We start from the raw sequence: 24,461 nt of genomic DNA, 5'->3' as shown, positions 1-24,461 counted from the left end.
CGTCATCGCACCCCGCGCATCGCCGTCCGGATCCAGGGCGAGAGCGCGAACAGGATCCCGCCGAGCACCAGGGCGACGACGCCGAGCGTGGCGAAGTAGGTGCCCTCGACCGAGGGGTCGTAGAACGACGCCAGGCTCCCGGCCAGCGCCGACCCCAGCGAGATCGACAGGTAGTACAGCGCCACGGTCTGCGAGCGGAACAGCGCGGGCCCGATGCGGGTGGACAGCGAGAGCCCGACGGGGGAGAGGCACATCTCGGCGAGCGCGAACACGAAGAGGATCAGCACGATCGCGAGCACCGGGGTCGTGGCGCCGGTCCCGCCCGCCCAGGGCAGGAACAGCAGGAAGGCGACACCCATCCCACCGGCGCCGAGGGCGAACTTGACCGGCGTCGACGGCCCGCGCTCGCCGAGCTTCGTCCACAGCAGGGCGAACAGCGGCGCCAGGACGATCACGAAGAACGGCTCGAGCGAGTTCACCCACTCCGTCGGCATCTCCCAGCCGCCGAGGAAGCGGTTCAGCCGGTCGTCGGCGTAGATCTCGACGACCGAGAACTGCTGCTGGAACAGCGACCAGAACACGACGCTGCCCAACCACATCGGGATGAACGACCGCACCCGGCTGCGCTCCTCGGGGCCGACGCGCGGGCTGGACAGCAACAGCGCGAAGAGGCCGATCGCGATCACGGCGACGACGATCGCGACCGCGGTCGAGAGGTTCCCGGGGGAGAGCACACCGAACACGAACAGCAGCACGACGACGACGGCGGCGGCGACCACGCCGAGCACCGGGCGCACCCAGGCGCCCGGGGTGAGCGGGTTGGGCACGACCGACGCCGTCGCGGGCAGGTTCCGGCGGCCGGTCACGTAGATCGCGAGGCCGATCGCCATGCCGACCGCGGCCAGGCCGAACGCGAGGTGGTACGAGTTCAGCCCGGTCTGGACGAGTCCGGTCAGCAGCGGTCCGACCAGGGCGCCGATGTTGACGCCCATGTAGAAGATCGAGAAGCCGGCGTCGGCGCGGGGGTCGTCCCGGCGGTACAGCGAGCCGACCACCGACGTCGCGGCGGTCTTCACCCCGCCGGAGCCGAGCGCGACCAGCACCAGGCCGACGGTCACCCCCGTGAAGCCCGGGAGCACCGCGAGGGCGATGTGGCCCAGCATCACCACGCAGGCCGAGAAGAAGAGGGTCCGTTCGGCGCCGAGGACACGGTCCGCCACCCAGGCGCCGGCCACGCAGGCCAGGTAGACCGTGCCGGCGTAGGCGCCGACGATGCTGGTCGCCTCCGCCTTCTCCAGGCCCAGGCCGCCCTCGGAGACCGCGTGGTAGAGGTACAGCGTCATCACGGCCTGCATGCCGTAGAAGCTGAAGCGCTCCCACAGCTCGACCGAGAACAGGTTGGCCAGCGCGAGCGGATGGCCGAAGAAGCGGCGGTCGGCGGAGAAGTCCTCGCCGGGCTCGGGGGCGGTGGTGACGGTGCCGTCGGCGGGGTCCTCCGCCGCGGGGCCGTCCGGGGAACCGGGGGTCGTGGTCACGGGCCGACAGGGTGGCGGATCAAAGTGGTCCGCACCAGTACTCCGCCCGAAAGATGACCGTCCGTGCACGCCCGCGCCTCGTTCGTCACTCGCCGGAGGCGAAATTCCGGCACGAGGAACACGACTCGACGTCCTGCGACCACTCCGTCACCATGCGTCGCACTCACACCGATGTGACGTCGAGACGGAGGTCCCGGCATGGACCAGCCCGCGTACGTACAGCACTACTCACCGGTCCTGGGGTCGCTGGCCTGGAGCTCCTTGGTCGCGGCCCTGCCGCTGTTGGTGCTCTTCGTCCTGCTCGGCGGGCTGCGCGTCCGTGCCTGGCTGGCCTCGCTGATCGCGCTCGCGGTGTCCCTGGTGATCGCGATCGTCGTCTACGGGATGCCGGCGGGGATGGCCGTCCTGTCCGGCACCGAGGGCGCGGCGTTCGGCTTCTTCCCGATCCTCTGGATCGTGATCAACGCCCTGTGGATCTACCGGATGACGGTGCGGAGCGGGCACTTCGACGTTCTCCGCCGTTCGTTCGGATCGGTGTCGTCGGACCAGCGGGTCCAGGCGGTGATCATCGCCTTCTCGTTCGGCGCCCTGCTCGAGGCCCTGGCCGGGTTCGGCGCCCCGGTGGCGATCTGCACGATCATGCTGATCGGGCTGGGCTTCCGGCCGCTGCGGGCCGCCGTCGTCGCCCTCGTCGCGAACACCGCACCGGTGGCCTTCGGCGCGATCGCGGTGCCGATCACGACGCTGGCCCAGGTCACCAACCTGCCCGAGGACGCGCTGGGCGCGGTCGTCGGCCGCCAGACCCCGATCCTCGCGCTCTTCGTGCCGTTCGTGCTGGTGGCGCTCGTCGACGGCGCCCGCGGTCTGCGGGAGGCCTGGCCCGTCGCCCTGACCGGCGGCCTGACCTTCGGGATCGCCCAGTTCGCGGTGTCGAACTACCTGTCGGTGCCGCTGACCGACATCGTTGCGGCGCTGGTCTCCGCCGGGGCCGTCGTGCTGGTGGTGCGGGCCCGGGCCGGTGCGACGACCACGCGCGACCGTGTCGCAGTCCCCGCGGGCGGGCCCGACGTGGAGTCGTCCGGTACCGGCTCGTCCGACGACGGCGCCCACGGCGGCCCTCCGTCCGAGGGCGCCTTCGGGGCCGGCGCCGCCGGGGACCGCGACGACGCGCACCAGGACTCCCGCCGCGACGTCCTGCTCGCCTACATGCCGTACGTGATCATCATCGTGCTGTTCTCCGTGCAGCAGATCCCGCCGATCACCAAGGCCATGAATGCCGTGACCCTGAAGTTCCGCTGGCCCGGGGTCGACGTGCGCTCGCCGTCGGGGACCCAGGCCTCCTCGACGACGTTCACCTTCAACTGGCTGGCCGCCGCCGGGACGGTCCTGCTGATCGCGGGCGTGCTGACGGCCCTGGTCCTGGCGATCCGACCCGGTGACGCGCTGCGCGCCTACGGCGAGACACTCCGCGAGCTGCGCACCGCGATCGCCACCGTGATGGCGGTCCTGGCCCTGGCCTACGTCATGAACCTCTCGGGCCAGACCATCACGATCGGGCAGTGGCTGGCCGCGACCGGCGGGTTCTTCGCCGTCCTCTCCCCGGTGCTGGGCTGGCTCGGGACCGCCGTGACCGGCTCGGACACGTCGTCGAACTCCCTGTTCGGAGCCCTGCAGGTCGCCGCGGCGCAGAAGTCCGGGCTGGACCCGGTGCTGCTCGCGTCCGCGAACTCCTCGGGCGGCGTCCTCGGGAAGATGATCTCGCCGCAGAACCTCGCGATCGCCGCCGCGGCGGTCGGGATGGCCGGGCGCGAGGGGGAGATCCTCCGGCGGGTGCTCCTGTGGAGCCTGGTCTTCCTGGCCGGGATGTGCGTGCTCGTGTACCTGCAGTCGACACCGGTGCTCGGGTGGATGCTCCCGTGATCAGGGCGTGCCGGCGCGGTGCAGCGCGAGCACCCCGTCGGCCGGCCCGGTCTGCGTCCACGTGCCGGACTCGGCGGTCCAGGTGCGGCCGTCGAAGGTGACCCGGTCCAGGGCCAGGCGGGTCGCGTGCCCGACGAGCCAGGACGCGATCGCCCACCCGGTGTCGGCGGTCTGGCTCCCCGAGAGGCGGGCGGTCCCGAGCTCGTCGGTCGCGAGCCGCACCACGGTCTCCTGGGCCGGCGCGGAGAGGTCGAGGTGGGTGCAGGTCAGGGCGCCGGGGGCCTGGCCGAGGAAGGCGAGGGCGAGGGTGCGGGCCTCGGGCTCGTGGTCGGCGTAGGCCTCCGGGTAGCCGCTGCGCTGGACGCGCTGCGCGGCCTGGGTGACGTCCATGCCCGCCCACCCGGGGACGGCCAGCAGCGCGTCGTAGAACTTGGTCGTCGCCGTCACGGTGTTCGTCAGCTGCGCCTCGGTGCCCCACCCCTGGCTGGGGCGCTGCTGGAAGAGGCCGACCGAGTCGCGGTCCCCGCTCTCGAGGTTCGCGAGCCCGGACTCCTGGATGGCGGTGGCCAGCGCGATCGTCACCGCCCGGTCCGGGACGCCCATCTTCCACCCGATCCCGGCGATGGTGGCCGCGTTGTCGGTCTGCTCGACCGAGCCGCTCCACGTCGGCCGCAGGCCGGGGGAGTTCGGGGGAGCCGTCACGGTGCACTGCGGGCCGGCGGTCACGGCGGTCACCCCGTTGACGATCACGACGACGACCACGACGAGGAGCACCACGAGGACGGTGCCCAGGGCCACCGGGACCAGCCACCGCGGACGTTCGTCCCAGGCGTCGAGGACGCGACGTGCACCCGGCACCGTTCCCGTCACCGCCCCGACCCGTCGTCGTGCACGGTCGCCCAGTGTCCCATCGGCTCGAGTGTCGCCCGGCAGGTGGCGGGGCACGTCCCGGTGAGGACCGGCTGGTGGGCGGTGCGGCCGCTCGCCGCCTCGTCGGGCCGACCCGCGACCGCTCGCCGCGGGCCGCACACGCGCCTCCCACACCACTCGGCGCGCGCACAGGACGTGCACAGGGAACGCCCAGCCCGCGGCGAGGAACCCGGCTGATCGTCGGGCGCCGTGACCACCCCCGTCATCACGGCTCCGCCCGCCGACCCGGAGTCCGGACCGGCACCGCGCACCGCCGCCCGCTGGTTCCGGCCCGGCTTCGCCGGCGTGCTGGTGCTCGCCGCGCTCGTCGACCTGTGGGACGTGGGGGCGAACGGCGACGCGAACGCCTTCTACGCCGCCGCGGTGCAGGCCTCGACCCGCAACCCGGTCGCGTGGCTCTTCGCCGCCGTCGACGCCCCCGGCTTCATCACGGTCGACAAGCCGCCGGCCGACAACTGGTGGATGGGGCTCTGGGCGAACCTCGTCGGGTTCTCGCCGTGGTCGATGCTGGTGCCGCAGGCGGTGCTCGGGATCGCCACGGTGGCGCTGCTGGTGCTGACTGTGCGGCGCTGGTCCGGGCCCGGGGCGGCGCTCGTGGCGGGTGTCGTCCTCGCGCTCACCCCGGTCGCGGTGATCATGTTCCGGTTCGACGACCCCGACCCCATGCTGACGTTCCTGCTGGTCGCGGCCGCCTACGCGCTGGTGCGCGCGGTCGACGCCGCGGCACGGCGGGCCGGCACCGGGTGGCTCGTGGCGTGCGGGCTGCTCATCGGGCTCGGCTTCCTGGCGAAGATGGGCGTCGCGATGCTCGTCGTGCCCGCGTTCGCCCTCGTGCACCTCGTCGCCGCCGACGTGGCCTGGCGCCGCCGGATCGGGCAGCTCGTCGGCGGCCTCGTCGGGATCGTGGTGGGCGCGGGGTGGTTCCTCGCGCTCGTCGACCTGTGGCCGGCGTCGTCGCGGCCCTGGATCGGGGGCTCGACCGACAACTCGCTGCTCCAGCTCGCCGTCGGCTACAACGGCCTGTCGCGCATCGTCGGGCGGTCCGGGGGTGGCCCCGGCGGGGGACCGGGTCGCGGTGGTCCCCCCGGCGGCTTCGGCGGGTTCGGCGGGCAGGCCGGGCTCGGACGGATGTTCTCCGCGGAGTTCGGCGGTCAGATCGCCTGGCTTCTCCCCGCGGCGCTGCTGGTCCTCGTGGCGCTCCTCTGGGCCTCCCGGCGGGCTCCCGCGACCGACCGGCTCCGTGCCGCGGCCCTGCTCTGGGGCGGCTGGCTCGTCGTCAGCGGCGCGGTCTTCTCCTTCATGGAGGGGATCGTCCACTCCTACTACACGATCGTCATGGCGCCGCCGATCGCCGCGCTGGTCGCGATCGGCGCCCGCGAGGCGTGGGTGCGCCGCGGGGACGCGACAACTCGGGTGCTGCTCGCCGTCGGTGTCCTCGGCACCGCGGCGTGGTCGGCCGTGCTGCTCTGGCGGAGCCCGACGTTCCTCCCGTGGCTGCCCGGCACGGTCCTCGTCGCCGGGGTGCTGGCCGCCCTGCTCGTGGTCGTCCCGACGGTGCTCGCCCGCCGCGCCGGGCTCGTCGCGGCGCTGGTCCTCGGGCTCGTCGCGACCCTCGGCGGGGCGAGCGCCTACGCCGTCGACACCGTCGTCACCCCACACGGCGGGACGGAGGCGAGCGCGGGCCCGGCCGTGCGGGACCAGCGCGGGTCGCGGTTCGCGGCCGCGATGCGTACGACGCGGCCCGGGCAGGCCGGGCGCGGCGGTCCGGCCGCCGGGGGCTTCCCGGGTGGGTTCGGGGGCTTCGGCGGTCGTGGCGCGGCGGACCCGCAGGTGGTGGCGCTGCTGCGTGGGGCGGGGACGCAGTGGGCGGCCGCGACCCCGACGACGATGGCCGCAGCCGGCCTCGAGCTCGCCAGCGACACCTCGGTGATGGGCCTCGGCGGGTTCTCCGGCTCCGACCCGACGCCCACCCTGGCCCAGTTCCAGGGCGACGTCTCCTCCCACCTCGTCCGCTACTACGTGACGCCGACGGCGACGGGCGCCGGCGGCCGCGGGTTCGGTGGGTTCGGGGGACGCGGGGCCGCGCTCGCGCCGATCCAGTCGTGGGTGCAGGCCCACTACACCGGCCGGCAGGTGGGCGCGGACACCGTCTACGACCTGGCGGCCGCGGCTCACTAGGACGAGGTGGCCACGGGAGCGCTCGGCGCGGGTGGTGGGCCGAGCTGCCCACCGAGTGGGCCTCGGTGGTCGCCGGGACAACCGTGGGCGTCCACTCGGCGCGGGTGGTCGGCCGCGGTGCCCACCGAGTGGGCCTCGGCGGCTTCCGGGACGACCATGAGCGTCCACTCGGCGCGGGTGCTCACGGCGCGCGGCGCACCCGACCACGGCATGATCGGGTCGTGCTGCTCGCCGTGATCGTGCTCGGCACGGTGGGGGTCGCCGGGGCGGTGGCGCTGCTGGTCGTCGTCGTGGGGACCTTCCTGCCCCGCGTCCCGGTGGTCGGGTTCCTCGGGTCGTTCCTCTCCGGCCAGTACCCGGTGCACGTCCTCCCGGCGTCCCTCCTGGAGGTCGGCGCCGGGCTCGGGCTCGCGGCGCTCGGTGCACCGGGGTTCGGGGCGGTGGTGGCGGCCGTCGGCGGGGTCGCGTTCCTCGGCGGCTGCGTCGTGCTCGCCGCCCTGAGCCGGACCGCCCGCGCCGAGGGCGTCCGCCTGGACGGCCGGCTCGCCCTCACCGCCCTCGACCAGTCCGGCGCCCCACCGGATGCCACCGTGCGCTACCGCCCGGGCCTCGACCTCGACCTCTGGCTCCCGCCGGGCCCGGGCCCGCACCCGGTGATGGTCTGGGTGCACGGCGGCAGCTGGGTGCGGGGCGCGCGCACCGACCGGGCCCGCAGCAACCGGTGGTTCGCCGAGCACGGGCTCGCGGTCGTCTCGGTGCAGTACCGCCTGCCCGGTGACGCTCCGCTGCCCGGCGCGACGCTCGGCGAGGCCCAGCGCGACGACGTGGCCACGGCGCTGGCCTGGGTGCGCGGTGCCGGGCCGGACCACGGCCTCGACGCCGCCGCGGTGACGCTGGCCGGCCAGTCGGCCGGCGCCACACTCGCACTCACCACCGCGGCGGCCCTCGCCGGCGTCCCCGGGGCGACCCTGGCGGGCGGCACGCCGACGCCGCCCCCGGCCGCGACCGTCGCGTTCTACCCCGTCGTCGACCTCCGCCTCGTCGCGCCCGGCCTGCAGGACGCGGTGTTCGGCGCCCCCGCGCGGACGGTGCCGGCGCTCGCGCGGGCCGCGTCGCCGACCGACCTGGTCGCCGCCACGCTGCCGCCGACGATGCTCGTCGTGGGGGCCGCGGACAACTTCATCCGCGCCGACCTCGTCCGCGCCCACGACGCGGCCCTGCGCGCGGCCGGCGTCCCCGGCCGGCTGCTGCAGGTGCCCTTCGCCGACCACGTCTTCGACCGTCCCTACGGTTCCCCGGGCGGACAGATCGCCCGACCGGCCGTGCTGGCCTTCGTCCGCGAGCGGGCGTGGACCACCACGCCCCACCCGTGAGGTGCTGCGAGGATGACCACCGTGCTGCGCCACCACGGATCGCGTCGGGGGACCGGCTATGCGGCCTGGACCGTCGTCGTCGAGGGCACCGACGTGCTGCTGGTCGACGCCGGCTTCCCGGACGACGCCGAGGCTCTCGTCGCCTCCGTGACGGCGGCCGGTCGGACGCTCGACGACGTGGTGGCGGTGCTCGTCACCCACGCCCACGTCGACCACGTCGGCGGCCTCGCCGCGCTCCCGGCGCACGTGCCCGTCCTGGCCTCGCAGGGCGAGGCGGCGCACCTGCGCCGGGAGTTCCTCGAGCAGGTCTCGCCGGCCGCGATCGCCGCCCGGGCGTGGCGCCCGCGGGTGGCCCGCTGGGCGGTGGGCGTGCTCGGCGCCGGCGGCCTGCGCCCGGTGCGGGACACGCGCGCCGTCGGCGTCGACGTCGACACCGGCGAGCGGCTCGACCTGCCGGGCCGCCCGGTCGCGGTCCCGACGCCGGGCCACACCAGCGGCCACGTCGCGTGGCACTTCCCCGACGACGGCGTGGTCGCCTCCGGCGACGCGCTCGTCACCGCCCACCCCACCAGCGCGCGGACCGGCCCGCAGCTGCTCGACCGGATGTTCCACCACGATCCGGCGGCCGCCGAGGCCTCGCTCGCGGCACTGCGCGGCCTGGACGCGGACCGGCTCTTCCCCGGCCACGGCCCGGCCGTGCGGTGGGCACGGGGCCGGAGTCGCTGACGTTCGCCGCCCAGATCGGGATCGTCGCCGAGCACCTGGGCCACCCGATCGAGGTCCGCGCGGTGGATCCGGCGACCGCCCGGGAGCGAATGGCCGCACGTGTGCCCGAGGGGGTGGTGGAGTCGTTGTTCCGCTACTGGGAGCAGACCATCGACGGTCCGGCGCCGGTCACGGGCGAGGTCGCCGAGCGCACCGGTCACCCGGCCCGGAGCTACGCCTCGTGGGTCGCCGACACGCTGTGACCGCGACGCGCCGAGGAGCCACGTTCACCGTCCGGTAACCCTTGACTGCTCCCTGCTGCCGAGTACGGTCGAACCTGTCGATGTGGTCCCGATCACACGGTTTGATCCCATCCGAGAGCCCGTGGATCGAACCGCACGGCGTGCCCCACCCCCGACGAGGAGGCAGGTGATCCATTGATCGCAGGGATGATCCCGCACTGGACCGGCCCCCACCGCTCGTCGGATCACGGCCGCCCGTAGCTCCTCGAGGCACGGCGACGGCACGCCCACGAGAGCGCAACCCCACGAGCGGTGCGCCGGGACACCCGGAGCGGGTCCCGAATCCGAACGTTCCTCCGAGCCCGGGACGGCGTCACCCCCACGCGGGGAGGCGCCGTCCCGGCATGTCCGGGGTCGTTAGTAGTGCACGACGCCGGGCTGGCCGCCCCCGGCCCCGATCGAGTCGCCGGTGATCGCCACCGAGCGGGGCGAGGACAGGAACACCACGACGTCGGCCACCTCGGCCGCGGTGATCAGCCGCCGCAGGCTGGTGGACGACTCCAGGCCCCGGCGCACCTCCGCGTCGGGGACACCCCGCGCGGCCGCCTGGTCGGCGACCAGCTGCGGGATCCGCTCGGTCTCGGTCATCCCCGGGTGCACGCACGTCGCGCCGATGCCGTGCGGGCCGAGCTCGTCGGCGAGGTTCGCGGTGAGGGCGGCGACCGCGACGTTGCGGATGGTCCCCGCGATCGAGCCGGTGCGGCGCGCGTTCAACCCGCTGATGTTGACGATCCGCCCGGCCCCCTGGGCGATCATCGACGGCGCGACCGCCCGGGCGCAGCGCAGGTAGCCCATCACCTTGGTGTCGAACTCGCCGGTGACGGCGTCGTCGGTCAGCTCGGTCAGCGGCGGGATCGGGCCCCCGCCGGCCGGGCGGGCGGCGGCGTTGACGAGGACGTCGACGCCGCCCCACTCCCGCACCACCCGCGCCACCATCGCGCGCACGGCGTCGTCGTCGGTGGTGTCGGCGACGACGGCGAGGGTGGTGCCCTCCACCGTCGCGGCCGCGCGCTCCAGGTCGTCGGCGGACCGGGCGACGAGCGCGACCGAGGCGCCCTCGCCCGCCAGCGCCTGCGCGCAGGCCAGCCCGATCCCCCGTGAGGCGCCGGTGACGATCGCGCGGGCACCGTCCAGTCCGAGATCCATGCGCCCGTCCTTCCCCTCCCGGCCCCGGTTCACGCCCCGCCCGCGCCCGGGTCGTCCGCCACGCCGGGCAGCAGCAGGGTGACCGTGGTCGGCGCGGGGGAGCGCAGCCGCAACCGGCCCCCCTGCGCCTCGGCCAGCCGCCGCGCCAGCGCGAGCCCGATGCCGTGCCCGTCGCGACCCCCGCCGTCCGGGGCCCGGTCGCCCGAGCGGCCGGCGAACAGGGCCGCCTCGTCGACGGTCAGCGTGCCCTCGTCGGCGACGTCCACCGCCACCGCGGGGCCGGCGTTGCGGGTGGTGACGCTCACCGCGCCGGTGCCGTGGACCAGCGCGTTCTCCACCAGCACCGTCAGGATCTGGCGGACGGCGGCCGCCGACCCGTGGGCGTGCAGGTCGCCGTCCTCGAAGTGCACCGACACGGTCCGCCCCTCGGGGACGTCGGCCCGGACCTCGGCGACCACCCGGCCCACGAGGTCGTCCACCGCGAGCTCCTCCCGGCGGGCCCCGGCCGGCTCCCGGGCGAGGCGCAGCAGCTCCTCGACGGTGCGGTCGAGGCGGTCCGCGGCCTCGAGGGCCGAGTCGACGGCCTCGCGGACCCCCGGCGAGCCCGGCGGGAGGCTCGCGGCCTCCTCGAGCCGCAGCCGCAGCCCGGCCAGCGGGGTGCGCAGCTGGTGGGAGGCCTCGGCCGAGAAGGCCCGCTCCCGGGTGACGAGCTCGTCGAGCCGGGACGCGGTGACGGCGAGCGAGCGGTGCACCGCGGCGATCTCCGGCACCGGGTCCCGCCGCCCGCTCGGCGGGGGCTCGGACACGGTGAAGTCGCCCTCGCCGAGGCGGGCCGCGTCGCCCGCCAGCACCTCGAGCGGCGCGGAGAGCCGCACCGCCAGCCGCCGCGCCACCAGCCGGGTGCCCGCCACGGCCGCCACGCCCAGGACGAGCATCACCGCCCACGTCACCCCGGTCCGCTCGTAGGACTCGGCCTGGGCGCGGGAGGCCCGCAGGGCGCCCACGCGGCGGTCGCCGTCGAGCACCGGCACCGCCACGAGGTAGTCGCCCTCGGCGCTGGAGCGGACGACGCGGCCGGTCAGCGCCCCGGAGAGGGCCGGCGACAGCCGCGGCGGCCCGTCGCCGGTGATCTTGTGGCCGTCGAGGCCGTAGACCGCGGCGGGACTCTCGGCGGAGACGGGGGAGACGTCGACCGGGACGTGGCCCGCGGCGAGCACCGGCGCGATGCCGTCGGCCGCGACCTGCGCGTCGCCCTCGAGGTCGCTCTGCTCGTCGACGACGTAGTAGCGCGCCGCGCCGACCGCCAGCGGCAGACCGAAGACGGTGATCGCGACCATCGACACGATCACCGCGAACCGGGTGATCCGGGCCTGCACCTCAGCTCCCCGGCCGCTCGAGGCGGTAGCCGTGCCCGCGGACGGTGGCGATGGCGGGCGTCGCGCCGAGCTTGCGGCGCAGGGCGGCGATGTGGACGTCGAGGGTCTTCGTCGAGCCCGACCAGTGCTCGTCCCACACGTCGCTCATCAGGGCCTCCCGGGTGACGACGGCGCCCGCCTCCGACGCGAGCCGGGCGAGCAGGTCGAACTCCTTGGCGCGCAGCGGGACCTCGGCGCCGGCGCGGGTGACGGTGCGGGCCGCGAGGTCGACGGTGAGGTCGCCGACGGCGAGCCGCCCGCCCCGCCCCGCGCCCTCCGGCGGCGGGGCACCCGCCCGGCGCAGGTGGGCGCGCACCCGCGCGGCGAGCTCGGTGTAGCGGACCGGCTTGACGAGGTAGTCGTCGGCGCCCGCCTCGAGGGCCACGACCACGTCCATCTCGTCGGCCCGGGCGGTGAGCACGACGATGACGGAGTCCGGGTGGCCGATGCGCAGCCGGCGGCAGACCTCGGCGCCCTCGAGGTCGGGGAGGCCGAGGTCGAGCAGCACGAGATCCGGGCCCGGCAGCGACCGGTCGAGCGAGGAGGTGCCGTCGGCGAACGCCCGCACCCGGTGACCCTCCGCCTCGAAGCGCGAGGCGAGCACCCCCCGGATGGTCTCGTCGTCCTCGACGACCCAGAGCTGCGCCACAACCGACCACCATATTGTTGTGGTTCGTCTTGCCGACCGTTAACCCGGACCGGCGCAGAGTCGTGACCGTGACTCTCCGTCGACCGGCCCGGCTGCCCGTCCGGGCCCGCGCCGCCGTGGTGGCGGCCCGCGTCGTGAGCGGGGCCGCCCGCCGCGCGGGCCGGCACGGCTCGGTCATCGGTGGGCGCGTGGCGACGATGGTCGACCGCCGCGTCCTCGCCCGGCTCGCCGCCGAACGGACCGTCGTGCTCGTCACCGGGACCAACGGCAAGACCACCACCACCTCGATGATCGCCCGCGTCCTCGGCGGCGCGGGCCACGAGGTCGCGACCAACCACCTCGGCGCCAACATGCCCGACGGCATCACGACCGCCCTGCTCGACGCCCTGGCGTCCTCCGCCGGGACCGCCGGCTCCGGGTCGGTGGCGGTGATGGAGGTCGACGAGTCCTACCTCGGCGAGGTCGCCGCGGCGACCGACCCGCGGGTGATCGTGCTGCTGAACTTCAGCCGCGACCAGCTCGACCGCGTCGGCGAGGTGCGCACCGTCGCCCGCCGCGTGGGCGACGCGGTCGCCGCCCACCCGACGGCGCGGGTGGTCGCCTTCGCGGACGACGTCCTCTGCGCCGGGGCCGGGTTCTCCGCCGCGGCCCCGCTGTGGGTGTCCTCGCCGAGCCGGTGGAACGGCGACGCCGGGGTCTGCCCCCGCTGCGACGGCCCGGTGGAGCACGCCGGGGTCCGCTGGGCCTGCTCGGCGTGCGGGCTGGCCCGCCCGGACGGCGACTGGACTCTCGTCGAGGAGGGCGGCACCGCCACGGTGCGCGGCCCCGACGGGACGGCGACGACGCTCGACCTGCAGCTGCCCGGGCACGTGAACCGGCTGAACGCCACCTTCGCGCTGGCCGTGGGGGCGGAGCTCGGGGTCGAGCCCGCCGTCGCGGCCGGGCGGCTGCGGGACCTCGCGCAGGTCGGCGGCCGGTACCGCACCGTCACCCGCCCCGGCGGGACCACACGGCTGCTGCTCGCGAAGAACCCGGCGGGGTGGGCGCAGGTGCTCGACCTGCTCGACGAGGGGCCGGCCCGGCCCGTCGTCGTCGCCGTCAACTCCCGCGAGGCCGACGGCCGCGACGTGTCGTGGCTGTGGGACGTCGAGTTCGAACGGCTCGCCCGCCATCCGCTGGTGGCGGCCGGCGAACGGGCGGCCGACCTGTCGGTGCGGCTGGCCTACGCCGGGGTCGGGCATCGGTTGGCAGATGACGCCGTCGCCGCGACGCGCGACACTGTGGGTGACGTGGACCTGGTCGGGAACTACACCGCCTTCCACGACGCCACCCGGGCGCTGACGTGAGCGACGCCCGTGTCGCGACCTTCCCGGAGGGGATCCCGATGAGCCCGGTGCCGACGTCTCCCGCGGGGGACGCAGTCGACCCGGTGACCGTCGTGCTGCTGCTGCCCGAGGTGCTCGGCACCTACGGCGACGCCGGCAACGCGGCCGTGCTCGCCACGCGCCTGCGGTGGCGCGGGATCCCGGCCCGCGTGCTGACCGTGGGCTGGACCGACGCGGTCCCCGCCGACGGCGACCTCTACGTCCTCGGCGGCGGCGAGGACGCGGCCCAGGTGCTGGCGTGCGACCGGCTCCGCGACTCGATCGGGCTGCGCCGCGCCCTCGACCGCGGCGCCCCCACCCTCGCGGTGTGTGCCGGCCTGCAGGTGCTCGGCACCTCCTTCACCATCGCCGACGGCACGCGGGTCGCGGGCCTCGGCGCGCTCGACCTCGAGACCCGCCCGGGCGGCGGGCCGCGCCGGATCGGCGACGTGGTCGCGGACCCGCTCCTCGAGGGGCTCGACGGCCCGCTCGAGGGCTTCGAGAACCACGGTGGCCTCACCGAGCTCGGCCCCGACGCCGCCCCGCTCGCCCGGCTGCGTGAGCCCGCCCGCCAGGGGGGCGCCGGCAACGGCCCCGGGGGGCTCGAGGGCGCGGTCTCGGACCGCGGGCACGGCAACGTCGTCGGGACCTACCTGCACGGACCGGTGCTCGCCCGCAACCCGGTGCTCGCGGACCTGCTGCTCACCCGCGCGGTGGGGGAGCTGCCGCCGCTGGTGCTGCCCGAGGGGCTGCCGACCGCGACCGCCGAGCGGTTGCGGGGCCGGCGCCGCGTCTGCGGCGACGTCAGGTCAGGCGCTCGGCGACGTGCGGGGGCATGAGGACGGCGCGGCGCGCCAGCAGGGCCACGAAGCGTGAGGTGAGGGCGTCGGGCTCGGCCCCCGTCGTGGCGGCGAGCTCGCGCTCGACGCGGGGGACCGGCCGGGCGATGCGGCCCGTGAACGACGACGGCACGATCCCCGCGGGCACCAGGGCGGGCCCGATCCCGGCGGCGACCAGCTGGGGGGCCATCGCGGTCTGCTCGGTGCGCACCGCCAGCCGGGGGCGGAAGCCGGCCGCCCCGGCCGCGGCGTCCAGGTCGGCGGAGAGCCCGTGGCTGGGCGCGTACTGCACCCAGGCCACGTCGGCCAGCCGGGAGAGGGCGATCTCGCCGCCGCGGACGTCGGGCGGGCCGTCCGGTGGGAGGAGCACGACGAGCTCCTCGGTGCCCAGCACCCGGACCCGACCCCGCCACCCGTGCGGCGTCGGGCCGATCCCGACGTCGGCCTGACCGTCCTGCATGACCGTGGTCAGGGAGTCCACGCCGTTCTGCTCGAGCAGGCGCACGCCGACGCCGGGATGGTCGGCGCGCCAGCGGGTGAGCACGCCTGGGAGCAGGCCGAGCCCGACCGAGTAGACGACCGCGATCCGCAGCTCCCCGGCCGAGGTCCCGGCCACCGAGCGCGCCGCGGTGGTGGCGCGCGACGCCGCGTCCACGCAGGCGCGGGCGTGGGGGAGCAGCGCGCGCCCGGTGGGCGTCAGAGTCACCGAGCGGGGCAGGCGGCTGAACAGCGACGAGCCCAGCTCGCGCTCCAGGGCCGCCACCTGCTGGGACAGACCGGGCTGGGAGACCCCGAGTCGCTGGGCGGCCCGTGTGAACGAGCCCTCGTCGACGACCGTGAGGTAGGCCTCGAACTGGCGCAGCGTCGGCACGTGACCAGCATGCACAAGCTGTGCTTATGAGGTCGAGAGCGGAGGTTCTTCGACTTATGGCGAGGTGGGGACAAGCCTGGTCCGCGCTGTTGCTGGATCGATCCCGAAGGACATGCCGTGCTCCCCCTCCGCCGCCTCCCCGTGGGCCTCTCGCTGTTCGCCCTCGCCGTCGGCACGTTCGGCATCGGCACCACCGAGTTCGTGATCATGGGTCTGCTCCCGCAGGTCGCGGCCGGTCTCGGTGTCACCGAGCCCGAAGCGGGCCACCTCATCTCGGCCTACGCGCTCGGCGTCGTCGTCGGCGCCCCGCTGCTCGCCGGCCTCTCGGTGACCCTGCGCCGCCGGACCGTGCTGATGGCCCTGATGGCCACGTTCGCCGTCGGCAACCTGCTCTCCGCGCTCGCGCCCGGGATGGACGCCCTGATGGCGATCCGGTTCCTCACCGGGCTGCCGCACGGGGCGTTCTTCGGCGCCGCGTCCGTCGCCGGCGCCTCGATGGTCGACCACGCCCACCGGGCGCGGGCCGTCTCGAAGGTCTTCCTCGGGCTGACCGTCGCCAACGTGGCCGGCGTCCCGCTCGGGACGCTGCTCGGCCAGGCCCTCGGATGGCGCGCGACCTTCGCGTCCGTCGGCGTCGTCGGGCTGCTCGCGGTCGCCGCCGTGTGGGCCTTCGTCCCCGACGCCGCGCCCGCCGAGGGCGGCCGCTCCGCCCTGCGCCACGAGGTCGGCGCGCTGCGCCACCCCCAGGTGCTGCTCTCCCTCGGCGCCGTCGTCTTCGGCTTCGGCGCCATGTTCGCCTGCTACTCCTACGTGACGCCGATGCTCACCCAGGTCGGCGGCTTCTCCCCGTCGGTGGTGACGCTGCTGCTGGCGGTGGTCGGGCTCGGCATGACGGCGGGCTCGGTGCTCGGCGGGCGCTTCGCCGACCGGGCGCCGCTGAAGACCCTCTGCGGCTGCCTCGTGGCGCTCGCGGTGGTGCTGGCGACGTTCCCGCTGACCGTCGGGACCCCGCTGCTCGCCGTGGCCTCGCTCTTCGGTGCGGGGATGTTCTCGCTGGCGCTCGGCCCGGCCATCCAGACGCGGATCATGGACATCGTGGGGGAGGCCCCGACGATGGCCTCCGCGGCGATCCAGTCGGCGTCGAACGTGGCCAACTCCCTCGGCGCCTGGCTCGGCGGCCTGGTCATCGCGGCCGGGTTCGGGCTGCTGGCGCCCGCGCTGGTCGGCGCGGTCCTCGCCCTCGCCGGGCTCGCGGTGCTCATGGTCAGCGGCGGGCTGCAGGTGCACGCGCGGCGCCTGGCCCGTGAGCAGGAGGCCGTGGCGGACGGGGTGGTGCCGGTCCCGGCCTGACCCGCCCCTTCCGGCGCGAGGGGACCCCTCGGTCGACTAGAGCGGCCGAATCGTCCCCTCGCGCCCGGGGGTCGGGTTCGCGAGGGGAGGATCGGGTCGCTCTAGTCGGCCGAAGGGTCCCCTCGCGCGGGAGAGGCCTCGTCACGACGCCGACCAGCCCGACCACCGCGTCACCGTCACCTCGATGACCGGGCCCTCGGGCGGGTCGGCGACGTGCTGCGGGTACCGGGCCCCGAGCGCCGCCCGGGCCTCGGCCAGCGCCGCGTCGTCGTCGCGCACCGCCGCGCGGCCGTCGACGCGGACCCACCACAGGCCCGACCAGTCCTCGGCGTACTCGTCGGCGAGCAGGCAGACCGCCGGGTTCTCGGTGATGTTCGCCAGCCGCCGCAGCGACCGGGTCCGCTTGGGCTTGCCGTCGATCGCGACGAGCACGCGGTCGTCGACGACCGCGAACACCACGGGCACCAGGTGCGGCACCCCCTCGCCCGACACCGTCGCGAGCCGGGCGACGCGCGCGGCGGCGAACCGCTCCCGCGCGTCGTCCGGCTCGAGCGTCGGCACCGCTCAGCTCCCCACCAGCGGTGCGAGCTCGTCGAGCTCCTTCAGCACGGTGTCGCGGTCGGACGAGCTGACGCCGTAGATGACGCGGTCCATCCCGACCCGGTGGTAGCCCTCGATCGCCTCGGGCGACGTCTCGCCGCCGAAGAGCGACATCGGGATCCGACCCCGGCCGGCGTCGGCGGCGCGCTGCTGGAGCTTCCCCGCCCGCTCGGCGAACTCGTCGAGGTTGTCGGGCCCGACCCGCTGGGGCATCCACTCGTCGCCGAAGTCGAGGATGCGGTCCTCGACGCCGGGCCCCATGCCGCCGACCAGGACCGGCGGGTGCGGGTCCTGCAGCGGCTTCGGCCAGGCCCAGGAGCGCTCGAAGTCCACGAACTCGCCGTGGAACTCCGCCTCCTCCTGCGTCCACAGCGCCTTCATCGCCTTGACCTGCTCGGCCAGCAGCCGCATCCGCGTCTTCGGGTTGGTGCCGTGGTGGGCCATCTCCTCGCGGTTCCACCCGGCGCCGACGCCGAACAGGAACCGGCCGCCGGAGAGCCGGTCCAGCGACGCGACCTCCTTGGCGGTGTGGATGGTGTCGCGCTGGATGACCAGCGCGATCCCGGTGCCGACCTTCAGCGTCGTCGTCGCGGCCGCCGCGGCCATGAGGCCGACGAAGGGGTCGTAGGTGTGCACGTACATCCGGGGGAGGTCGCCCCCGCCCGGGTACGGCGACGTCCGCGACACCGGGATGTGGGAGTGCTCGGGGAACCAGAGCGAGTCGAAACCGCGGTCCTCCACCTCTTTCGCGAGGCTCGCCGGGTCGATCGCGTAGTCGGTCGGGAACATCATGATGCCGTGATCCACGTCGGGCAGGGTCCCCCGGCGCAGGCACCGCCACACGGCCCGCGCGCGACGACGGGTCGGTGGTCCATCATGCGCGCGTGGCCTGGGACGAGACCCTCACCGAGCAGGAGAAGCGGCGCGCCCGCGAGCAGCTCGAGCAGCTGCTGGAACGGCAGGCGCGGATGGGGACGGCCGACGTCGTCACCTACCACCCGCCGGAGGCGATCGCCCAGCGCGACCTGTTCGCGCTGGCCGGGACGCACGTCGACGGCACCCAGTGGACCGTGGGCGACTGCGACCACCGCTTCCCGCTCCAGTCGATCTCCAAGGTGTTCACCTACGCGCTGGCGCTCGAGGACAACGGGCGGGAGGCGACGCTGACGCGGGTCGGCGTCGAGCCCTCCGGCGACCCGTTCAACTCGCTGGCCTTCGACGAGATCCACCGCCGCCCGCACAACCCGATGGTGAACGCGGGCGCCCTGGTCGCCGCGGACATCGTCGGCGGCGCGGACGTGGAGGAGAAGGTGGGCCGGCTGCTGGAACGCCTCCGGATCTTCACCGGGAACCCGGATCTCGAGGTCGACCAGGAGCTGCTCGACGCCCAGCTCGCCGACGCCGACCGCAACCTCGGCATCAGCTACTACATGCGCTCGCTGGGGATGCTGGTCGGCGAGGTGATCGACATCCTGACCGTGTACCTGTCGGTCTGCTCGGTGATGGTGACGACGGCGGAGCTCTCGGTCGCGGGGGCCACGCTGGCCCACGGCGGGATCAACCCGCGCACCGGCGAGCCCGCGATGGCCCGGACCTACGTCCGCGACGTCATCGGGGTGATGTTCACCTGCGGCATGTACGACGCGGCCGGCCAATGGGCCAACGACGTCGGCATCCCGGCCAAGAGCGGCGTCTCGGGCGGCATCCTCGCGGCCATCCCCAACCAGGTCGGGCTCGGGGTGTTCTCCCCGGGCCTCGACATGCACGGGAACTCGGTCCGCGGGGTCAACGTGTGCCGCGAGCTCTCCGACCGCTTCGGCCTGCACATCTTCGCCGACCCGAGCGAGACCCAGCTCGGCCGCCTCGGCGCCCGCGTCTGGCCCGAGCCGGAGCCCGAGCCGGAGCCCGGCGCGCTGGATCCGGAGCCCCGGGACGAGGTGCCCGACGTCGTCGACCAAGCCGTCGGGCCCGAGCACGGCGCGCGTCCGGTGGTCGAGTCGCAGAGCTGACGGCGGTCGGACCAGCGCCCCGGTTGCGGGGCATCCCCGTTACGGTGCGGCCGTGGGCATCCTCGATCGCTTCCGTCTCGACGACCGCGTGGCGGTCGTCACCGGCGCCTCCTCCGGGCTGGGTGCCGTCTTCGCGCGCACGCTGGCCGAGGCCGGGGCCGACGTCGTGCTCGGCGCGCGGCGCATCGACCGCCTCGACGAGACCCGGGCCGAGGTGGAGAAGCTCGGCCGGCGTGCGGTCGCGGTGCGCACCGACGTCGCCGAGCCCGAGGACTGCCAGACGCTCATCGACGCGGCGATGACCGAGTTCGACCACGTCGACGTGCTGGTCAACAACGCCGGGGTCGGCACCGCGGTGCCGGCCACGAGGGAGACCCCCGAGCAGTTCCGCCAGGTCATCGACATCAACCTCAACGGGGCCTACTGGATGGCGCAGGCCGCCGCGAAGGCGATGGCGCCGGGGAGCTCGATCGTCAACATCGCCTCGGTCCTCGGCCTCACCACCGCCGGCCTGCCCCAGGCCGCCTACTCGGCGTCCAAGGCGGGGCTGATCGGGCTGACCCGCGACCTCGCCCAGCAGTGGACGCCGCGCAAGGGCATCCGCGTCAACGCGCTCGCGCCCGGGTTCTTCACCTCGGAGATGACCGACAGCTACCAGGAGGGCTACCTCGAGTCGCAGCTCCCGCGGGTACTCGCCGGCCGGATCGGCGACCCCGACGAGCTCGCGGCCGCGCTGGTCTTCCTCGCCTCCGACGCCGGGTCCTACGTCACCGGGGTGACGCTGCCGGTGGAGGGTGGGCTCCTCACCAGCTGACGCAGGTGAACGGATCCGGTCGCCAGGACGACCACATCCGTTCACATGGCGCGCAGCGCCGTCGCCGCCTCGAGCAGGCTCGGTCCGTACCAGGTCAGCAGCCGGCCGCTGATCAGCGCGGACGGGGCCTCGAACGCCTCGGGACCGTCGTCGGCGGTGAAGCGGTAGGGCTCGTCGGGCAGGACGACGAGGTCGTGCGGCGGGAGGTCGGCGACGTCGACGCGCGGGTAGCGCTCCGCGCCCGGCCCGCCGTCGGCGAACGCGTTGTCGATCCCGAGCCGGTCGAGGACCGCCCCGGTGAACGTGTCGCGGCCGACGACCATCCACGGCTTGCGCCAGATCGGGACGATCGCGGTGCGCCGGTCGGCGTCGGCGACCCGCGGCAGGTCGGCCCACGCCTTCTCCGCGCCCTCGAGCCACGCCGGGCGCTCGAGCCCGCACGCGGCGAGCATCCCGTCGAGGCTCGCGAAGGCCCCGTCGACGGTGCGCACGTCGGTGACGTAGACGGCGAGCCCGGCGTCGCGGAGGGCCTGCAGGTCGGCCGGGCGGTTCTCCTCGTCGTTGGCGACGACGAGGTCCGGCGCGAGGGCGACGATCGCGTCGACGTCGGGGTTCTTGGTGCCGCGGATCCGGGCGGGCGCGGACGCCCCGGCGGTGTCGAGGTCGAGCGGGTGGGTGCACCAGTCGGTGACCCCCACGAGCAGACCGGGCTCGGTCACGCCGATCGCCTCGGTCAGCGACGGGACCAGGCTCACCACGCGCCGGACGCGGTCCGGCACCGGCACGGTGGTCCCCAGGTCGTCGCGGACGACGTCGCGGGTCTCCTCGGTCGCTCGGTCGGCCATGTCCCCGATCCTGCCAGGGCGGGCGACGGATGCGCGGCATCACCCGGTACCGTTGGTCCCGGATAGATTGCGGGAGGGGTACGCGATGGACCGCTGGGCGTCCGGGATCGACACGGCGTGGCTGCAGCTCGAGCAGGAGACCAACCGGATGGTGGTCCACGGGGTGCTGTTCTGTGAGGGCCCGGTGAACCTGGACGCGTTGCGCGCCCGGGTGCAGGAGCGGTGGGTCGAGGTCTACCCCGGGTTCCGCCAGCGTCCCACGTGGCCGACCGGGCCCGTCGGGCTCGCCCGCTGGGTGGACGCACCCCCGGACCTGACGGCGCACGTCACGACGATGGCGCTCCCCGCGCCCGGCGACGACGCCGCCCTCGCCCGCCGGCTCGGCGAGCTGATGTCGCAGCCCCTGCCCACCGACCGGCCGTGGTGGCGGATCGAGCTGGTGACGGGGTACGCGGGCGGGACGGCCGTCCACGTCGCCATCCACCACGGGCTCGCCGACGGCGTCGCGCTCAGCCACCTCTTCCACGCCCTCGCCGACCCCGTCGCCGACCCCCGGACGCCCGCCGCCTACGGCCGGGCGCCCCGTGAGCCCCGGCCGGTGCACGACCTGCGGCTGATGCGCCGGGAGGTCCGCGACCGGGCCTCGTCGCTGTGGCGGACCCTCAAGCGGTCGGGCACCCCCGAAGGCGCCTCGGAGCTCGTCGCGACCGGCCGGGCGGTGAAGTCCTCGGCCATGCTCCTGGCCCGGCCGCCGCGGGAGAAGCCGTCGCCGCTGCAGGGCCGGCCCGGCGTGGCGAAGGCGGCCCGCTGGACCTCCGACGTGCCCCTGGACGCGGTGAAGGCGGCGGCGAAGACCGCGGGCGCCAGCGTCAACGACGTGGTCTGCGCCGCGATCGCCGGGGCGCTGCGGACCTTCCTCGGCGACGGTGACGTGCCCCGGCTGCGCGCGGTGATGCCGACCAACCTGCGCCCGCTCGACCAGCCGATCTCCGCGGAGCTCGGCAACGAGTTCGGGCTCGTCCTGCCCCCGCTGCCCACCGACGAGGCCGACCCGGCCCGCCGGGTCGAGCGGATGCACCACGCGATGGCGACGATCAAGCGGACCAACCAGGCGCTGGCCAGCTTCTCCGGGATCGCCGCGGCGGGCCTCGGGACGCCGGCGCACACCCAGAACCTCGTGGGCCGGTACGCCCGCGCCGCGTCGCTGATCATCTCCAACGTCCCGGGCCCGCTCGAGGAGCTGACGATCGGTGACGTGCGCGTGCGCGACCTGATGTTCTGGGTGCCGTGCTCGGGGAACCTCGGGCTCGGGGTCTCGGTGCTCTCCTACGCCGGCCGGGTGCGGCTCGGCGTCGATGCCGACCTCGGGCTGCTCGGCGGCGAGGACGGCGTCGACCGCTTCACCGGAGCGCTCGACCGGGAGCTGGCCGCACTCGCCCGGACCTGAGCCCACCGGCCGCTCAGGCCAGCGGCCGGCGCCCCCGGTGCACGAGCTGGTCCTTCGCGAGCACGACGAGGCCGCCGAGCACGACGACGAGCGCCATGTCGCCCCCGAGCCGTTGCAGCCCCTCGAGGACCAGCCCGGCGTCCAGGCTCACCACGCCCATGCCGAGCACGCCCGCGGCCGGCACGAGGGCCAGGGCGATGAGCGCGCCCGCGAGGACCGCCTCGCGGAACGACGTGACGATCACGAGGCCGGCCAGGGCGCCGGCTGCGGCCACGAGCCAGTCGGCGGCGGTGGGATCGAGGATCAGGTGCATGCCCTCGCTGCTCGCCAGCGTCTTCGGGGAGGCCAGTCCGAGGGCCCGTAGGACGACGAAGGCGAGCCCGCCGCCCGCGGCCATGAGCAGGTAGCCGACGACGATCGAGACGACCGCCCGCCGGATCGCGTACCCGCTGCGTCGGACGAGCGCCACGCCGAGCATCGCCACCGGCTCGAACGCGGGCGCGAGCACCGCGCACGCGGCCAGGGCGAGCGCCTGGGGGACCGGCGGTGAGAGCAGGCCCGCGACGCCGATCGCCCCGCCCAGGACCATGAGCACGAGGTAGTTGACCGAGAGCCGGCCGTGGTGGCGCAGCGAGCGCTCGAACTCCTCCCAGGGGGTCTCGTCCGCGTCGTCGTCGATCGCCGACTGCGCGCCGGTGGCGACGATGCTCGACACCCCGCCGGTCGCGACGGCGACGCGGCCGTGGTCCTGGGCGTGCGAGGCGGCGGCGAGCACGTCGTCGATCGAGCGGTTGAGGGCGTGCACGGTGACGACGTCACCGGGCGGTTTCACCCCGGCGTCGCGCTCCACCGACAGGGCGAGCACGCCCTCGATCTTCTCGAGGGCCGCCAACGTCTCGTCGGTGGCCGCCGCCGGTAGGACCATCTCGACGGTGTGGTGCACCCGGCCTCCCTCGTGCCTCGCGGTCGGACCACCCGCCCGGGTTCGGACGGGGGCGCCGGGCGTTACCCGAACCCGACGAACCGCACACGGACGCTTCCCGTGGGCAGCGGACCGGCGGTCGCGGCGCTCCGGCACGGGATGTGCGCGTGCCGCGCACTCCTCTCGCTCCTCGTCACAGGCACCGCCACGGATCGCCCAATGCACTGGGCCGACCGAGTAGAGGTGACGACGATCACGTCACTCGCTGCCACACTCGGAGGTGAAAGGACACCCGGAGGAGGAGGTGGTCGCCGTGATCGACAGTCCGGCGCAGGCCGACGAGACGTGGATGGCGCGCTTCAACGCGGCCGACACCGACGGGCTGCTGGCCCTCTACGAACCGGACGGGCTGCTGGTCGGCGAGCCCGGCGGCAAGCCGCTCGTCGGCCACGACGCGATCCGGCAGTTCGCCGAGACGTTCTTCGCGATGTCGCCGCGGATCGACCTGCGCACCGCGGCGATCCTCGAGCGCGACACGGACGCGCTGACCTACTCGACCTGGACGATGACCGGGAACGGTCCTGAGGGGCCGTTCGAGATGGAGGGCCGGGCGACGGTGCTGCTGCGCAAGCAGGCCGACGGGTCGTGGCTGATCGCGGTCGACGACCCGTGGAGCCAGGGGTGATCGGAGGGAACGTCCCGGGCCGAGGCGCCCGGACGCTCCTGCTCCTGCTGTTCGGGGTCGTGCTCGCCGTCGGGACCGCCTGCGCGGGCGCAGGCGGGTACACCTCCGGCGCGGTCACGACGCCCGCCGCGGCCGCGCCGTCGTCGGGTGCCGTGGCGTCCACGACCCAGGACCCCGCCGTCCACTCGGCGGCGATGGCGGCACCGATCACGGCGATCCCGCTGGGTACGTACCGCAACCAGGTCACGCCCGAGGGACCCCAGACGCTGATCATCGGGGCCGGGGCCAGCTACACGCAGGTGGTCACGAACAGCGGGCAGAGCTGGCAGGGCACCCTCGCGCAGGACAACGCGGGCCGGGTGACGTTCACGAGTGCCGCCGGCGCCCCGTGCGCGGGCCAGCCCGGGCTCTACCGCGTGAACCTCAACGGGTCGGACCTGAGCATGCAGACCGTGTCCGACTCCTGTCCGAGCCGGGCCACGGCGTTCACCTCGGGCCCCTGGGTGCGCTGACGCGCTCGCGAGCAGAAAGTGTCGGTATACCGACACTTTCTGCTCACGAG

General features: G+C 75.1%; 23 protein-coding genes. 13 read left to right on the top strand and 10 right to left on the bottom strand.

All coding sequences use genetic code 11. From position 1 onward, the window contains the following. Window positions 1-2: 2 nt before the first annotated feature. Window positions 3-1,535 carry a peptide MFS transporter gene (locus HH311_RS15095; protein ID WP_169184476.1) on the bottom strand — a complete coding sequence of 511 codons (1,533 nt, stop codon included), beginning with the start codon at window positions 1,533-1,535 and terminating at the stop codon, window positions 3-5. A 198-nt stretch (window positions 1,536-1,733) separates the two neighbouring features. Here HH311_RS15095 and HH311_RS15090 point away from each other — a divergent pair, with 198 nt between their 5' ends. Then, window positions 1,734-3,455, top strand: coding sequence for an L-lactate permease (locus HH311_RS15090; RefSeq protein ID WP_169184475.1), 1,722 nt, complete (start codon window positions 1,734-1,736; stop codon window positions 3,453-3,455). On the opposite strand, the gene HH311_RS15085 is transcribed toward HH311_RS15090, so the two are convergent. Next, window positions 3,456-4,313, bottom strand: a complete 858-nt coding sequence (locus HH311_RS15085; protein ID WP_312030169.1) for a hypothetical protein — start codon at window positions 4,311-4,313, stop codon at window positions 3,456-3,458. 261 nt (window positions 4,314-4,574) lie between these two features. On the opposite strand from HH311_RS15085, the gene HH311_RS15080 reads away from it, so the two are divergent. The 4 genes from HH311_RS15080 to HH311_RS15065 all read left to right on the top strand — a co-directional run bounded on the left by HH311_RS15080 (window position 4,575) and on the right by HH311_RS15065 (window position 8,904). Further along, window positions 4,575-6,563, top strand: coding sequence for a glycosyltransferase family 39 protein (locus tag HH311_RS15080; protein WP_169184474.1), 1,989 nt, complete (start codon window positions 4,575-4,577; stop codon window positions 6,561-6,563). 221 nt (window positions 6,564-6,784) lie between these two features. After that, window positions 6,785-7,936, top strand: coding sequence for an alpha/beta hydrolase (locus tag HH311_RS15075; RefSeq protein WP_169184473.1), 1,152 nt, complete (start codon window positions 6,785-6,787; stop codon window positions 7,934-7,936). A gap of 12 nt (window positions 7,937-7,948) precedes the next feature. After that, the gene (locus tag HH311_RS15070; RefSeq protein WP_169184472.1) at window positions 7,949-8,662 is read left to right on the top strand and encodes an MBL fold metallo-hydrolase; all 714 of its coding nucleotides are present in this window, start codon (window positions 7,949-7,951) and stop codon (window positions 8,660-8,662) included. Beyond that, on the top strand, window positions 8,638-8,904 hold the full coding sequence (locus HH311_RS15065; RefSeq protein ID WP_169184471.1) for a hypothetical protein: 267 nt from the start codon (window positions 8,638-8,640) through the stop codon (window positions 8,902-8,904). Before HH311_RS15070 ends, HH311_RS15065 begins: the two co-directional genes overlap by 25 nt. A 396-nt stretch (window positions 8,905-9,300) precedes the next feature. On the opposite strand, the gene HH311_RS15060 is transcribed toward HH311_RS15065, so the two are convergent. Genes HH311_RS15060 through HH311_RS15050 form a run of 3 tightly spaced genes read right to left on the bottom strand, consistent with a single transcriptional unit; the run spans window position 9,301 to window position 12,153 of the window. Beyond that, complete coding sequence (locus HH311_RS15060; RefSeq protein ID WP_169184470.1) at window positions 9,301-10,089, bottom strand: SDR family NAD(P)-dependent oxidoreductase; 789 nt, start codon at window positions 10,087-10,089, stop codon at window positions 9,301-9,303. A gap of 29 nt (window positions 10,090-10,118) precedes the next feature. Next, the gene (locus HH311_RS15055; protein WP_169184469.1) at window positions 10,119-11,465 is read right to left on the bottom strand and encodes a HAMP domain-containing sensor histidine kinase; all 1,347 of its coding nucleotides are present in this window, start codon (window positions 11,463-11,465) and stop codon (window positions 10,119-10,121) included. A gap of 1 nt (window position 11,466) precedes the next feature. After that, window positions 11,467-12,153 carry a response regulator transcription factor gene (locus HH311_RS15050; RefSeq protein ID WP_169184468.1) on the bottom strand — a complete coding sequence of 229 codons (687 nt, stop codon included), beginning with the start codon at window positions 12,151-12,153 and terminating at the stop codon, window positions 11,467-11,469. A gap of 68 nt (window positions 12,154-12,221) precedes the next feature. Between HH311_RS15050 and HH311_RS15045 the strand changes: the two genes are divergently transcribed. Further along, window positions 12,222-13,499 (top strand): MurT ligase domain-containing protein, encoded by a 1,278-nt coding sequence (locus tag HH311_RS15045; protein ID WP_312030168.1) that lies wholly within the window; start codon window positions 12,222-12,224, stop codon window positions 13,497-13,499. Window positions 13,500-13,537: 38 nt separating this feature from the next. After that, window positions 13,538-14,356: a glutamine amidotransferase gene (locus tag HH311_RS15040; protein ID WP_169184523.1), complete on the top strand. Its 819-nt coding sequence runs from the start codon at window positions 13,538-13,540 to the stop codon at window positions 14,354-14,356. Here HH311_RS15040 and HH311_RS15035 read toward each other — a convergent pair. Beyond that, on the bottom strand, window positions 14,322-15,227 hold the full coding sequence (locus HH311_RS15035) for a LysR family transcriptional regulator (RefSeq protein WP_169184467.1): 906 nt from the start codon (window positions 15,225-15,227) through the stop codon (window positions 14,322-14,324). The genes HH311_RS15040 and HH311_RS15035 overlap by 35 nt on opposite strands. 141 nt (window positions 15,228-15,368) lie before the next feature. On the opposite strand from HH311_RS15035, the gene HH311_RS15030 reads away from it, so the two are divergent. Further along, on the top strand, window positions 15,369-16,577 hold the full coding sequence (locus HH311_RS15030) for an MFS transporter (RefSeq protein ID WP_169184522.1): 1,209 nt from the start codon (window positions 15,369-15,371) through the stop codon (window positions 16,575-16,577). A 141-nt stretch (window positions 16,578-16,718) separates the two neighbouring features. On the opposite strand, the gene HH311_RS15025 is transcribed toward HH311_RS15030, so the two are convergent. Together HH311_RS15025 and HH311_RS15020 are read right to left on the bottom strand one after the other, a co-directional pair. Then, window positions 16,719-17,138 (bottom strand): TIGR03668 family PPOX class F420-dependent oxidoreductase, encoded by a 420-nt coding sequence (locus HH311_RS15025; protein ID WP_169184466.1) that lies wholly within the window; start codon window positions 17,136-17,138, stop codon window positions 16,719-16,721. Window positions 17,139-17,141: 3 nt separating this feature from the next. Continuing rightward, window positions 17,142-17,984, bottom strand: a complete 843-nt coding sequence (locus HH311_RS15020; protein WP_169184465.1) for an LLM class F420-dependent oxidoreductase — start codon at window positions 17,982-17,984, stop codon at window positions 17,142-17,144. 77 nt (window positions 17,985-18,061) lie between these two features. Here HH311_RS15020 and glsA point away from each other — a divergent pair, with 77 nt between their 5' ends. Both glsA and HH311_RS15010 read left to right on the top strand, forming a co-directional pair. Beyond that, complete coding sequence (gene glsA / locus HH311_RS15015) at window positions 18,062-19,186, top strand: glutaminase A (RefSeq protein WP_312030165.1); 1,125 nt, start codon at window positions 18,062-18,064, stop codon at window positions 19,184-19,186. A 52-nt stretch (window positions 19,187-19,238) separates the two neighbouring features. After that, the gene (locus tag HH311_RS15010) at window positions 19,239-20,000 is read left to right on the top strand and encodes an SDR family oxidoreductase (RefSeq protein WP_169184463.1); all 762 of its coding nucleotides are present in this window, start codon (window positions 19,239-19,241) and stop codon (window positions 19,998-20,000) included. Between the two features lie 41 nt (window positions 20,001-20,041). Here HH311_RS15010 and HH311_RS15005 read toward each other — a convergent pair whose 3' ends face one another. Continuing rightward, a complete protein-coding gene (locus tag HH311_RS15005) occupies window positions 20,042-20,845 on the bottom strand; it encodes a helical backbone metal receptor (RefSeq protein WP_169184462.1) in 804 nt (267 codons plus the stop codon). Between the two features lie 85 nt (window positions 20,846-20,930). On the opposite strand from HH311_RS15005, the gene HH311_RS15000 reads away from it, so the two are divergent. After that, on the top strand, window positions 20,931-22,292 hold the full coding sequence (locus tag HH311_RS15000; protein WP_169184461.1) for a wax ester/triacylglycerol synthase domain-containing protein: 1,362 nt from the start codon (window positions 20,931-20,933) through the stop codon (window positions 22,290-22,292). A gap of 13 nt (window positions 22,293-22,305) precedes the next feature. Here HH311_RS15000 and HH311_RS33340 read toward each other — a convergent pair whose 3' ends face one another. Continuing rightward, on the bottom strand, window positions 22,306-23,235 hold the full coding sequence (locus tag HH311_RS33340) for a DUF389 domain-containing protein (protein ID WP_169184460.1): 930 nt from the start codon (window positions 23,233-23,235) through the stop codon (window positions 22,306-22,308). A 292-nt stretch (window positions 23,236-23,527) separates the two neighbouring features. On the opposite strand from HH311_RS33340, the gene HH311_RS14990 reads away from it, so the two are divergent. Both HH311_RS14990 and HH311_RS14985 read left to right on the top strand, forming a co-directional pair. Then, complete coding sequence (locus HH311_RS14990; RefSeq protein WP_169184459.1) at window positions 23,528-23,899, top strand: SgcJ/EcaC family oxidoreductase; 372 nt, start codon at window positions 23,528-23,530, stop codon at window positions 23,897-23,899. Then, a complete protein-coding gene (locus HH311_RS14985) occupies window positions 23,896-24,411 on the top strand; it encodes a hypothetical protein (RefSeq protein WP_169184458.1) in 516 nt (171 codons plus the stop codon). The genes HH311_RS14990 and HH311_RS14985 overlap by 4 nt, the downstream gene beginning before the upstream one ends. The last annotated feature ends 50 nt before the right edge of the window (window positions 24,412-24,461 follow it).

Source organism: Actinomycetospora sp. TBRC 11914 (assembly GCF_012933465.1).
Lineage (GTDB): Bacteria > Actinomycetota > Actinomycetes > Mycobacteriales > Pseudonocardiaceae > Actinomycetospora.
The sequence above is the reverse complement of the archived record's forward strand: the minus strand, read 5'-3'. Positions and strand labels throughout refer to the sequence as shown.